The sequence below is a fragment of the Phocaeicola dorei genome (assembly GCF_013009555.1).
In the GTDB taxonomy this organism is placed as follows: Bacteria; Bacteroidota; Bacteroidia; order Bacteroidales; family Bacteroidaceae; genus Phocaeicola; species Phocaeicola dorei.
Genome location: NZ_CP046176.1, coordinates 1365487 through 1378932, shown reverse-complemented (window position 1 = coordinate 1378932; position 13446 = coordinate 1365487). Strand labels below are relative to the sequence as shown.

General features: G+C 41.7%; 13 protein-coding genes. 3 read left to right on the top strand and 10 right to left on the bottom strand.

What is annotated here, in order from left to right:
- Positions 1-20: 20 nt before the first annotated feature.
- From GKD17_RS05375 to GKD17_RS05330, 10 genes are all read right to left on the bottom strand, one after another.
- Positions 21-992, bottom strand: a complete 972-nt coding sequence (locus tag GKD17_RS05375) for a hypothetical protein (protein ID WP_005812863.1) — start codon at positions 990-992, stop codon at positions 21-23.
- Between the two features lie 156 nt (positions 993-1148).
- Positions 1149-2048 carry a toprim domain-containing protein gene (locus GKD17_RS05370; protein WP_005812865.1) on the bottom strand — a complete coding sequence of 300 codons (900 nt, stop codon included), beginning with the start codon at positions 2046-2048 and terminating at the stop codon, positions 1149-1151.
- 200 nt (positions 2049-2248) lie between these two features.
- Entirely contained in the window at positions 2249-3355 is a 1107-nt protein-coding gene (locus tag GKD17_RS05365; RefSeq protein WP_005812867.1) for an AAA family ATPase, read from the bottom strand.
- Positions 3356-3357: 2 nt separating this feature from the next.
- Positions 3358-3699 carry a helix-turn-helix transcriptional regulator gene (locus GKD17_RS05360; protein WP_005812869.1) on the bottom strand — a complete coding sequence of 114 codons (342 nt, stop codon included), beginning with the start codon at positions 3697-3699 and terminating at the stop codon, positions 3358-3360.
- A 43-nt stretch (positions 3700-3742) separates the two neighbouring features.
- Complete coding sequence (locus GKD17_RS05355; protein ID WP_004320284.1) at positions 3743-4111, bottom strand: helix-turn-helix domain-containing protein; 369 nt, start codon at positions 4109-4111, stop codon at positions 3743-3745.
- Between the two features lie 133 nt (positions 4112-4244).
- Positions 4245-4886, bottom strand: coding sequence for a hypothetical protein (locus GKD17_RS05350; RefSeq protein WP_005812872.1), 642 nt, complete (start codon positions 4884-4886; stop codon positions 4245-4247).
- 323 nt (positions 4887-5209) lie between these two features.
- Positions 5210-6457 (bottom strand): site-specific integrase, encoded by a 1248-nt coding sequence (locus GKD17_RS05345; protein WP_005812874.1) that lies wholly within the window; start codon positions 6455-6457, stop codon positions 5210-5212.
- Positions 6454-7020 (bottom strand): hypothetical protein, encoded by a 567-nt coding sequence (locus GKD17_RS05340; RefSeq protein ID WP_005812876.1) that lies wholly within the window; start codon positions 7018-7020, stop codon positions 6454-6456. Before GKD17_RS05340 ends, GKD17_RS05345 begins: the two co-directional genes overlap by 4 nt.
- Before the next feature lie 201 nt (positions 7021-7221).
- Positions 7222-9141 carry a molecular chaperone DnaK gene (dnaK, locus tag GKD17_RS05335; RefSeq protein WP_007837345.1) on the bottom strand — a complete coding sequence of 640 codons (1920 nt, stop codon included), beginning with the start codon at positions 9139-9141 and terminating at the stop codon, positions 7222-7224.
- A 328-nt stretch (positions 9142-9469) separates the two neighbouring features.
- Positions 9470-10261 carry an META domain-containing protein gene (locus tag GKD17_RS05330; RefSeq protein ID WP_007837344.1) on the bottom strand — a complete coding sequence of 264 codons (792 nt, stop codon included), beginning with the start codon at positions 10259-10261 and terminating at the stop codon, positions 9470-9472.
- A 124-nt stretch (positions 10262-10385) separates the two neighbouring features.
- Between GKD17_RS05330 and GKD17_RS05325 the strand changes: the two genes are divergently transcribed.
- From GKD17_RS05325 to bcp, 3 genes are all read left to right on the top strand, one after another.
- Positions 10386-11639 (top strand): hypothetical protein, encoded by a 1254-nt coding sequence (locus tag GKD17_RS05325; RefSeq protein ID WP_007837341.1) that lies wholly within the window; start codon positions 10386-10388, stop codon positions 11637-11639.
- Positions 11640-11722: 83 nt separating this feature from the next.
- Positions 11723-12916, top strand: coding sequence for a saccharopine dehydrogenase family protein (locus tag GKD17_RS05320; protein ID WP_007842483.1), 1194 nt, complete (start codon positions 11723-11725; stop codon positions 12914-12916).
- Positions 12917-12991: 75 nt separating this feature from the next.
- Positions 12992-13438: a thioredoxin-dependent thiol peroxidase gene (bcp, locus tag GKD17_RS05315; protein ID WP_007837334.1), complete on the top strand. Its 447-nt coding sequence runs from the start codon at positions 12992-12994 to the stop codon at positions 13436-13438.
- Positions 13439-13446 lie beyond the last annotated feature (8 nt).

The window sequence follows — 13446 nt, the reverse complement described above, 5'->3', positions numbered from 1 at the left end:
AAATGCTTCACGGAACTTGACTAATCCTTCCATTTCTGTTCACTGATTATTCGTTCTACTTCTTTTTCTACTCTCGGATCATCATCATCTCTCAACGAAAGGACAAGGGAAAGGCGATCAACCCACTGGCTTTTGTCGCCCATTTTGCTGACAACAGGGTATTTCCATACCTCTATGATATAGTTGCCGTCATAGATGTTGGGATTCTCCATGACATCAGCCGACTTGACGGCACGATATTCCTTGCTTGTCATCATTATCATCTCTTCCCGGTCACGATTAAGCATGGAATAATGTGCCAGGGCATTGATGCCGCATACGGGGTATTCCGCATCCAAGCGTATGTCATCGCAAAAGATGCGGTTCTCCACAGGTGACAGCAAGACGTTCTGAGCCTTGTCCCACAGTTCCTTGCCCTTCAACTCGAAGTGTACCACCTTGCTGCGCTGTCCGTTCTGAATCTTTTGACACAGTCCTACATCTTCAAGACAGGTGACACCCAACGTGACGCTTTCGTAAGAATATGGAAGCAACGGTGCAATATCCCTTGGCGACATTCCTTCAATACTGCCCACCTGTAGGTGATAGAGTAGTATGTATTGCGCCACAGGGGTCAATACTTCGGCAATCTTCCTGTTGCTTGTCTTCTCCAATGCTATGATGCCTGGCAGATGGGCATATTCCTCGGACATGACAAAGAAGACTCCTTTGTCTGCCAGTCTGTGTCGCTCGTAGGTGGGTCCGGGCGCAAGGATAAACACCGCAGGCAGTCCCAGGGCTTCGGTCAACCGCTTGCCCGTGATGGCGCAAGTCCGTGGAGAGGGATTGCCCTTCTTGGGCTCAACGAACAGCAGGGGCGTGCCTTGGTATGTGCCATCATAGAAACGGTATGAGAGTTTCTCGCCAACCGTGATGCCTTTCAGGCTTTCCTTGGCACGAGGTTCCACCTCAAAGCGTCTGCCCAATATCCTTATTTCTTTTTTTAATTCCATTCTGCTACATTTTAATAATGTATTAAAACGATGCAAAAATAAGGATAATAATTGAGAATCAAGCATGTTTGGGCGAAAAAGTGCAGATTTGATATGTAATTTCAATGCATTTGAGCCATTTTTGCATCAAATGATGGTGTTTTCGTCTTTATAATGTCATTCAGATGCCGTTCGTTTCTTCCTCATCAGATAGTCGTTGACATCCTTGTAGTCGGCATATCTGAAGGACTCGTCCGTCACCCTGTACTCGAATACATTGCTGATGCTCTCAACCGTCTTGCGTCCTGCCTGGTCGTTGTCGAGGAAGCAATGGATGTGGGTGTAACGGTCAAGGTAATGCAATGCCTGTTTGAGGTTGGCGACTGAGTTCAGTATCATATAGTCGCAAGGGCTTTCAACGACAAACCATCGGTCTTGCTGTTTAACGAGGGTCATATAAGCAAGGAAGTCCATGAAGCCCTCAAAGACCAGACAACCGTTTTGCCACTCGTTGAACGTATGGGCAAGCAGGGTGATGTCCTTATGCCCGATGCAGCCCTTGAAATAGGGATTGCGCACCTCATGTCCTTCACTCAGATTGCCAAAGGCAATGCCATAGTAATGTTTTTGCTCAACCTTGTAGTGTATCTCCCTGCAATACATCCTGCCAATGGTGATGTCTATCCGTCGGCTACTGAAATAGGACAGCAGAGAATGGTTGCTCAGTGGGAGCAGCTTCACATCGTTCATCTTGGTTGTCGTGTATTCCTTGGCTGCGATAGCGGTCTCGATTGCCTTATCCACAGTGGCAATACTCTTGGACGCAAGGTAGGCAAGGGCATCGGAAACGGATTGTTTGTTATACATACGCTTTACCAGCTCCACAAGGTCACCGCCCTCCTTAATGGCGTAGTCGTACCACAGGTTCTCCTTCTTGCTGACCTTGAACGATGCGGTCTTCTCGTCCCTGAAGGGTGACAGATACCAGTAGGCATTGCCCTTCTTCTTTTTCAGCGTTACATTCTCCTTGTCTAAGAAGTCTATAATGCTCAGTTTCTTCGATTGTTCAATATTCATTGTACTTTCATTTGTTCGGTTTTACTTTGTCCATGGAAACAGTTTACTTTACCCTTTCTCCTATATAGGCACACCCGTAAACTAAACCATTTGCTAAACTACTTTTCCGCTTCCCAATTCAGCCTCCGATTTCGGTTTACTTTGGCCTTATTTCTTATATATAGGTACGGACGTAAACTAAACTGGTTTCTGAACTGTTTTTATTCCTCTTCATGGAACAGGTCAATCTCGGCAGGTGTATATCCGAAATAGTAATGATTATCCCGCTTCACTATGAGCTTTTGCTCGTTAATCAGGTATTTCAGCATTTTGATGATGACGCTTCTGCCACGCTTAAAGCCAATGTCTGCATAGGCTTGCGTTAATTCCTCCACCATGCGATCGAATCCTTTGATAGGTTTCTCCTTGAATGCAGCCGTCAGCGCCTCGTTATGCTGTTCGGATGTCAAGTCTTGGTAAGTAAACCTTGACGGTTGCTTGTCACCTTCTTCCTTCTCCGGCGTGTGCTCGACAATCTCTGGCAACCCTTCCTCATTGACTGTAAAGGCAAACGGCTTGAACTCCTTCTCACGGATGTGCATCGCCTTCACCTCGCTGATGTCGGGATTGGTGGTGCTCTTGGTGATGACAAGCACCGTCTCTGCCTTGTTGTTCATCTCCGTACCGATATGCCCGCGCACGTTATTGTCGCCCTTGTTCTGATGCAATACGCAATGGATGTGCAGGTCATACTTTGATGACCATTCCATCATCTTGTTGATGACCTCGACCGATTCTCCCGCATTGTTGATGTCGAGAAGCAGGTCTCTGATTCCGTCGATGATGACCAGTCCATAGCTTTGGTCTTGGGCAAGCGCATAGTCTATGACCTCTATCCTGACGGAGGGCGTGTACTCTCTCAGACAGATAAAGTCAAGGTTCTCGTTGTCGATGCTTGTAGGTAGACCAGCGAGCTTCAGGATGCGCTCCAGCACATTATGGCAGTGATAGCGGCTCTGCTCCGTATCTACATACAGTATCTTGCGTTTCCCCTCTGGCAGACTGGCGCGATAGTTCAGTACCTTGCCGTTGGCGAGGGAAGCGGCTACCAAGGCAGACACGTTGAAGGTCTTTTTCGCCTTTGCCTTACCAGTAGAAGCACTGAAGTTGCCCAATGTGGCTATGCTGGAATTATCAACCCATATAATCTGAGGAGGTGTTTTATAAGTATCTGTTGCCTTTATCAACGATTCGCTCAATATGCGATTGAGACGCTGTACTCCTTCCTCTTTTGAGTTAGGCTGTACATGTTTGTTATTTTCTTCCATTTTCATTCTTTCGGATTATCAATTTCTATTTTCGTTACCATTCCAATGACCTCTTGTTTGTTTTGGAGCAGCCACTTGTCGATTTCTTCTCTATTAAAATACAGCATTTTTCCCCTTGGCTTATAGTGTGGAACTTCTTTTGCGGCTGTAAGTTTGTATAGCAGGCTTTCAGAAACACCAATATACTTACATGCTTCGTCAAACCCCAAGACGGTTTTGGTCTGCTTGACCATCTTCTCCAATTCCTCGATTCGCTCTATTAGTTTGTCAATAGGTCCCAAAGCCTCCAAACTGTCTTCTATTGCGACAATTCGCTCATAGAGTCTAAAATGTCTTTCATTCATGTGTCACGTACCTTAATTAAATTGTTTACAGACAGTAGCACGGTTATATTAGCCGTCTATTCTTTCTTTGTGTAGATAGTACATATTCCTCTGCTTCTCTTTGAATCTCGTTCTTCGATTTGCCCTTGGTTCCTTGAAGCCATTCATCTATCTCAGATTTGAGGAACATGATGCGTTTGCCTCTCTTGTGAAACGGTATTTCCCGATTGCTTGTCCAGCAATATATGGTATGCTCTACCGGATGTGTTGGGAGATAAGCACATAATTCAGCAACCGTAAACCATGTTTCTTCTTTTTCTGATTGAACAAGTTCATATATACCATCAATCTTGTCTTCTAATGATGACAGCTTTTTCAGTACCCCCGTTATAGCGTTGGGAATATCTTCAAATCTTATACTATTTTCTTCCATGCTAATTATTTTTTATGATTTTTGATGCAAAGTTATGGGGAGACTGTCACTAAATAGAAAAAGTAACGTGATAGTAAGGCAGTATCAACCAAACTATCACGTTTTTACTTTCATTTAGCAGAATTATTGTGATTTATTCCTCTCTTAATATCTGTTCGATGGATTTGCAGATGGCATATTGACTTGCTGTCATGGAAACGTTTCTTCTTATCCTTGAAAGAGAAGAGGAAAGACAACTTGAAGTTATGAATTTCTCTGTTCCATCCTTTTTGATACTGGTTAAGAAGCGACCTTCTCCCATGACATATTGCCAATTATTGTTTATCAAATGGTATTGAGCCATAGCGTCAAACAGTACGGCTACATTACGTACATTCTTTACACGGATAGATGCGTCCAAGTCGCACTTGAATAGGCGACACAACTCGCTACGCACATCACTGTTGTCGGCAAAATCAAATATGTCGTGACTTTGGACAAGTTCTACCAACAAATCCATCTGTCTGTCTGACAATTGGCATCCCAAAGTGAGGATGGACGATTTCTTTCGGGTAAGGATTGGCAGACCAGTACCCACATGTTGAAGAAACAACTCAATAAGTTCCTGCTTGGAATAATCTTCTTTTTTCTTGATTATTGACACACACTTAGAGTCTCTAAACAAAGTACCAATAATGCCAATTGCCATCTGTCGCGAGTTCTTACAACGTGCACAATCACAGTCAATATATTGGTGACTGCGCTCAAATAGTTCTATGAAGTACTCTGTCTTCATATGATTCTTTTCAGCTTGAAGATACCAACTTCTTGCGATCTCAAACAACTCATACAGTTCTCTGTAGAAGTCTTCTGTACACTCCACATGTTTGTGGACACGCTTGCTCTCTTCAAAAAGAGAGAAGCCAAAAAAGGCTGTCTTTTTTCATTTTTATCTGTTTATTGTTATAAATGTTTGGTTTCCACGAAAGGTTAAAGTGCCAAAACAATAGCATCATTACATAGAATGTTGAAAATGAAAGGCACTAAAAACCACCTGTACAATAAAGGACTTATTGATACAAGTGGTCTTCTATACTAAGTGCTTACAAATGATAATCACTATTCATCTATGTCCAACTTAAAAGCTTCTGTAGCTTCATCTTTCTTCTTGTCAATTACTTTTGCGTAGATTTGCGTGGTTTTTACATTGGTATGCCCTAACATTTTGCTTACGGTATATATGTCTGTACCGTTAGCCAATTGTAACGTTGCATAGGTGTGGCGGAAGCAATGAAAGGTGATGTGCTTGGTAATCCCTGATGCTTTTACCCACCGTTCCAAAGGCCTAGATATCCATGAAGGGTCAGGCAGTCCGGCAAACACCAACAGTTCTCCGTCTTTCTTGCGCTCACCGCAAAGCTTGTATGCCTGTGGCGATATAGGCATGTATTCAACGCCCTTAGTCTTCTGCTGAGTGAAATTGAGACGGTACCCACCATTGTATTCTTCAACCTCTGACCATTTAAGCTTTTGAATATCGCTATGTCGCATTCCTGTCAGTGCAGAGAACAAGGCTGCCCGTTTTAGTATATCATCACACGGAGTCTTTGCCAATATATTAAGTTCTTCCAGTGACAGATACTCTCTTCGAGCACTCTGAAACATGATATTTTTAGCCTTGGCAGCAATATCACAATTCAGATAGCCATCCACGAAAGCTTGTTTGAGTGCCGCCTTGAAGATAGAGAAGTACGTCGATGCCGTATTCCTTGAAATAGTTCCTTTCTTAGAACCACCCTGCGGTGCCTTTATCAAGAAGGAACGGAATGCCTCAATATACTTCATGTCAATCTGCGAGAACTGTATGTAGTCACACTTGGCAAACATTGACAACAGTGTGTGCAATCTGCGCCAGTTGACAACTATCGATTCTGACGCAGTTTCCTCTCTTTCTTTGATTAACTTCTCAATATACTCCAGAACATTGCATTTTGAGCGTTCGCTTTGTTCTGCCATTTCCATTTGCTGGTCAGTAAAGAGAGCCATGTTGTCGTACTCTTTTTGACGCAGGACTCGAACGCCATCCGCATAAAGGCAAGTTTCCATATCTTGCTTGGATTTACACTGAATAACGCCATTGTCATCTCGCTTGGGCTTGTACTTTATTCTACCAGCAACGGCTCGCTCGCTTCGTCGTTTATCCCATATAGGGGTAGTAATAGACCTCCTGAGATATTCACGCACTCGTTTGGGTTTGTCATTTCCCGTCTCATAAACAGGATAAGCTTCAAGATAGATGAACCACTCATCTCTCCACTCACTTTTCTTTAATTTGACGGAGACTTTAGTATAATCTAATCTTTTCATAATGGTTTTATATCTTTATAAAGTTTGTCTATTGATTCCTTGTGAGCATACACATAATTACCGATTTGCCGGGTCGGTATTGAGTATTTTCGTATATGAGCATACACGGTGCTGTCATCCAGATGAAATTTCTTGGAAATCTCACCTATTGTATAGCAATCCTCTGGTTCCATGCGGTACATGGTAACTGGTTTCCTTGGCTTGGTGTCAAGCGGAGACTGTCTTAACGGAAACAGATTCATTAGTTCTCCTTTGCATACAAGTCGTATTCCTTTCTCTGGCTCAATGAAGGAAATCTTTTTCATGTAGATGAGCCTATAAATGGTTGAGCGGCTTGCACCAAACATAGCATACGCTTCCGTTATGCTGATATACTCTTTAGACTTGGGCATATTGCTTACAATCTTGTCCAGTTCAAGTTGGCGTTTTTCTTCATCATGCTTACGCTTCCACGCCACCTTGGAGCATTTGGGTGAACAATACCAGGACTCCAAAGTCCTTGCGAAGAACTCTTCTCCGCACACAGGACATTTCCGTACTATCTTATACTTTGCTACTGCCATAATTCATTCATTTTGTAGTTCTTAATATCTATTCTTCTCATCATATCTACTTTTTCTTACAGGTACAAATAAGGTACAGATGTTTATAATAATAACGCAAAGATAGCAATATTATTGTGTACGGCCAAAAACAAGAAAAGCGTGTAACTCATTGAGCTACACGCTTTCCATTTGATATTGTATTCTTATTTCTCTATGTGCTTATTTCACCTCCTCAAAATCTGCATCCTGAATATCTTCTTTGTTATTAGAAGAAGAACCTTGATTAGCCTGTTGTCCTGCACCTGCACCCGGACCAGCCTGAGCGCCACCTTGTGCACCACTCTGAGCATACATTTCAGCGCTGGCAGCCTGGAATGCTGTATTCAGTTCAGCCATGGCAGTATCAATAGCAGCCAAATCCTGTGCCTTATGAGCATCTTTCAGTTTCTGAAGAGCAGTTTCAATCGGGGCTTTCTTATCAGCCGACAACTTGTCACCTAATTCCTTCAACTGATTTTCAGTAGAGAAAATCATAGAATCAGCTTGATTCAATTTGTCAATCTTTTCACGTTCCTTCTTGTCTGCTTCTGCATTAGCTTCAGCTTCGGCTTTCATCTTTTCGATTTCTTCCTTACTCAAACCAGAGGAGGCTTCGATACGGATAGCTTGTTCCTTACCGGTAGCCTTATCCTTTGCAGATACTTTCAAAATACCGTTAGCGTCAATATCAAACGTTACTTCAATCTGAGGAACACCACGACGAGCTGGAGCAATACCAGTCAAATTGAACTGACCGATTGATTTATTCTGTGAAGCCATCGGACGTTCACCCTGAAGTACATGGATAGTCACTTCAGTCTGGTTATCGGCAGCTGTAGAGAAGGTCTCACTCTTACGAGCCGGGATAGTAGTGTTTGCATCAATCAACTTAGTCATTACACCACCCAATGTTTCGATACCCATTGACAACGGAGTAACATCCAGCAATACAACGCCCTTGATTTCATCTGTCAAAACAGCACCCTGAACAGCAGCACCTACAGCAACAACTTCATCAGGATTCACGCCCTTAGAAGGAGTCTTGCCGAAGAATTTCTCTACTAATTCCTGAACAGCCGGAATACGAGAAGAACCACCTACAAGGATTACTTCATCGATATCAGAGTTGCTCAGACCTGCATCGCTCATAGCTTTCTTACAAGGTTCAAGACAAGCCTGAATCAAATTGTGAGCTAAAGCTTCAAATTTAGCACGGGTCAAAGTCTTAACCAAGTGCTTAGGCATACCGTCTACGGGCATGATGTATGGCAGGTTGATTTCAGTTGAAGTAGAAGAAGACAATTCAATTTTTGCCTTTTCTGCAGCCTCTTTCAAACGCTGCATTGCCATCGGGTCTTTTGTCAAATCCGCACCTTCGTCATTCTTGAATTCCTGCACCAACCAATCAATGATCACTTGGTCGAAATCGTCACCACCCAAATGAGTATCACCATTAGTAGAAAGTACTTCGAACACACCACCACCAAATTCAAGGATAGAGATATCAAATGTACCACCACCAAGGTCGAACACAGCAATCTTCATATCTTTGTGAGCCTTATCAAGCCCATAAGCCAAGGCAGCGGCTGTCGGTTCGTTCACAATACGTTTAACCTCCAAACCTGCAATCTGACCAGCCTCTTTAGTAGCCTGACGTTGTGAGTCCGAGAAGTATGCCGGAACGGTGATAACGGCTTCTGTAACTTCTTGTCCCAGATAATCCTCAGCTGTTTTCTTCATCTTCTGCAGAATCATAGCTGAAATTTCTTGCGGAGTATAAAGACGTCCGTCGATATCTACACGTGGGGTATTATTGTCACCTTTCACTACTTTATAAGGGACACGGGCTATTTCCTTCTGTACCTGATCCCAAGTTTCACCCATGAAACGCTTGATAGAAAAAATAGTACGTTGCGGGTTAGTGATTGCCTGACGTTTTGCAGGATCACCTACTTTACGTTCGCCACCGTCGACAAATGCAACGATAGACGGAGTAGTACGTTTACCTTCACTGTTTGCGATTACTACCGGTTCATTACCTTCAAATACTGAAACACATGAGTTTGTGGTTCCTAAGTCAATACCAATAATCTTTCCCATAATTATATATCTTTATTTATTTGTTTTCAATTAAACTGATTTCTTGGCGAATGGTTCACGAAGGATTTCTTTTTTTCTTTGGTGCACCAACCGCACGTCCTTCATAAAACAAACGGTATGCCAAAAATAAGAATGTGACAAAGGCTGACAAAATGACTGATTTATTTGTTATATGATACTTTTAGATGGATTTATATAAGGCAAGAATGTCAGAATTCCACCAAACAGAATACTTGTCAGCATCCTACCATAATGCCATAAATGCAATCGACCTATTTTCTCGTTTATGAGAAAATAGGCCGACCATATCTATTTGAATGTATATGGATTATCGTTTCTTCAACACCAGCAATTCATTTCCATTTTCACCTAATAAGTATACTTTATTATCTTTCATGCTGAAACTTTTTGTTTCATTCAAAGCATTCAGCACAATAGTTTCAGTTTCCATATCAGGACACATCATCATGGTAGTAGCAACATTGTCAAATCTCAAAGAATTGGGTTTTCCATCTTCCTGCGTTAATGCACCATTAATAGTATTACAGCCCATATTACCGTAAATGCGGCTTTCATCCAAATTAAAACCGATAAAAGGAGTTACCTCAGCCGTACCTACAATCTTCTTTCCATTCACCAATTCAATAACCCATTCTCCTGAAAGATCAGACAGTGACACTTCCGGAGCCGCCTTCTTTTCCAAAGTCATCAACGGCTGACCATCTTGATTACATAGAGTTATCACACTAGGCTTGTCAGAAACCGTCTGGAAAGAAGTCACTTTATCCAATGCACCCAATACCATCTGCTCAGTCTTCATATCAGGGCACATCATGCGGGTACTTCCTATCTGTCCAAACTTCAATGTACCTGGCTTCAGAGAGTCGGCTTCAAAACTTCCCATCATACGGTTACATCCGCTATTTCCATAAATACGTTTCTGAGCTACATCAAAACCAATGAAAGGCATTCTCTCTGTAGATATCTTTTGTCCATCCACCTCTGTAATATTCCATTCCCCATCCAGAGAAGAAACAGACAACATATTCTTTCCACTACCACAAGATACAATCAATGCTCCGGCACAAATAGCCATCATTTCTAATACTAGTTTTTTCATATTATTTTTTTGTTAAATCTGTTAGTTTAGTGTGCAAAACTAACCATTTTATTTTTCACTATAGCAATTATACACAAAAATTTTATACCTTTGTATCAATTTATATATACTAACACTTAAAGCGATGAAAAAGTTTTTAACCATTTTAATTGGGGCAACAAGCTGTAGCTTATGCACTTATGCACAAAACGGATATATAGTCACGACTACTTCACAACAAACAAGTATTTCCGTAGAGTCTTTGGAAAAACAGTTTATAAACGATCATTTCAAGCATTACAACCTGTGTGACTGGACACCAGGCATGAAATTCATGGTGATACCGGAACGTAAAGACATCATTATTCCTCCTTTTAAATCGACGGAGACTAATAAGGAGGTGGATACAGGAGATTTAAAACATAAAATTTTTGAATATCTAGGTTCGGAAATTACCGAACGGGGTTTTGTACATTTTAACTTTGAATGTGAAGGGCAACAATATTATCACGAACTTAAAAACACCACTTTGGAACAATATTGCCTAAAGCCCAAAGCTGGTATCCCTACCCTTGCCTACCTGGGTGATGTGGACATAGCCAAAGAGTTGCTGGAAAGACAAACCTTATATATGCGTACCAACAAAGTACGTATAGATGACCCCAACAGCACATCGGGCTATAAAGAAGTCCCGATTGGTATGAATGAAGAAGTAACTGTAACAGCTGTCAGAGTGGGCAGCCGCGCATACCCTGTAAAAATCGTATTCCAAGACAAGAAAGGAAACACCTACTATCAGCCGGTAGCTATATCAAAGACTAATTGCGGCATGGCAGACAGTGATTTTATTATGGAAAATAAAAATAAATATTTTCCAAATTCATTTAGCTTCAGTGATGCAAATACAAAAAAATCAAAGAACCTGATGAGCAAATATGGGAAAAAACCTGTCTATCTGAAAGCGGAAACGGAATGTCTGGATGAAACAGACACTCCGGTGAGACTTCCCCGATATACACAATTCACCATCAAAAATATAATCTCACAAAACAACTCCCCTTACATCTTTTTAGAGCTGGAAGACATAGATGGAAAGAATTATAAGATAAAAGCTACATTCACCCATACGAGTGTAGTTGATGTGATTTTACAATCAGACAATTATTTTACGGTTCTATTCGGCATAGGTAACTTACGAGCCAAGTATCCGAATATCACAGAAGAAGTTTGGAACATGATAAGCCGCGGTAAGGTACGGAAAGGAATGACAACCGACGAATGTCGTTTGGCTTTGGGTAATCCCATACGCATTCATATAGTCACGGGTGGCCATGAAACATGGTCCTACGAAAGAAAAACATTAGATTTCACCAATAAGAAACTAGATCGTATCAACTAATACCCAAAATATTTTGTTATCTTTGCCCTGTGAACGGTAATGTTTGCCGGGCATTTTATTTTAACAAGAATAAAAAACAGCAAATGGGTAAAGTATTAATTATCGGTGCAGGCGGTGTAGGTACTGTCGTAGCACACAAAGTGGCTCAGAATCCGGATGTATTCACTGACATCATGATCGCCAGCCGTACAAAATCAAAATGTGATGCAATCGTAAAAGCTATCGGCAATCCAGCTATTAAGACTGCACAGGTAGATGCGGACAATGTAGACGAACTGGTAGCCCTGTTTAATAGTTTCAAACCCGAAATCGTCATCAATGTAGCTCTGCCTTATCAAGATCTGACCATCATGGAAGCTTGTCTGAAGGCTGGAGTGAATTATCTGGATACAGCAAACTATGAACCGAAAGATGAAGCTCATTTCGAATACAGTTGGCAGTGGGCTTATAAGAAACGTTTTGAAAACGCAGGACTGACAGCTATACTGGGTTGTGGGTTCGACCCGGGAGTAAGTGGTATTTATACAGCCTACGCTGCAAAACATCATTTTGACGAGATGCACTACTTGGATATTGTGGACTGTAATGCCGGTAACCATCACAAAGCGTTTGCTACCAATTTTAATCCTGAAATCAATATCCGCGAAATTACTCAGAACGGACGTTATTATGAAGAAGGCAAATGGGTGACCACCAAACCATTGGAATACCACAAGGATCTGACTTATCCCAATATCGGTCCTCGTGATTCCTACTTGCTGTATCATGAAGAGCTGGAATCATTAGTTAAGAATTTCCCGACTATCAAACGTGCTCGCTTTTGGATGACTTTCGGTCAGGAATATCTGACTCATCTGCGTGTCATCCAGAATATCGGTATGGCCCGTATTGACGAAATAGATTATAACGGAGTGAAAATTGTTCCGTTACAATTCCTAAAAGCCGTACTCCCCAATCCACAGGATCTAGGAGAAAATTATGAAGGCGAAACTTCTATCGGATGCCGCATCCGAGGCGTAAAGGATGGCAAAGAACGTACTTACTATGTTTACAACAACTGTAGCCATCAAGAAGCTTACAAAGAAACTGGAATGCAGGGAGTGAGCTATACAACAGGAGTTCCTGCCATGATTGGAGCCATGATGTTCCTGCAAGGATTGTGGAAACGTCCAGGAGTATGGAATGTAGAAGAGTTTGATCCCGATCCATTTATGGAACAACTGAACAAACAAGGGCTGCCTTGGCATGAAGTATTTGATGGTGATTTAGAACTTTAAAAAGTGATTAACGGCCCATGGTAAGTAATTCATACCTGCGGCCACAATAACCATAAATCATTAACCACTAAAAAAATGAACATAGGAGATAAAGTCCCAGAAATATTAGGCTTGAACGAAAAAGGAGAAGAAATTCGTTTAAGTGATTACAAAGGAAAAAAGATAGTACTCTATTTTTATCCTAAAGATATGACATCGGGTTGTACTGCCCAGGCATGTAACTTGCGTGATAATTATGCGGAACTGCGCGCCCATGGTTATGAAGTAATCGGTGTCAGTGTGAATGATGCCAAATCGCATCAGAAATTCATTGAAAAGAACGAGCTGCCCTTTACTCTTATTGCCGATACCGACAAGAAGTTGGTAGAACAATTCGGAGTATGGGGAGAAAAAAGTATGTACGGACGTAAATATATGGGTATATTCCGTACGACTTTCATCATCAACGAAGAAGGCGTGATTGAACGTATCATCTCTCCCAAAGAGGTGAAAACAAAAGAACACGCACAACAAATTTTATAAACCAACAG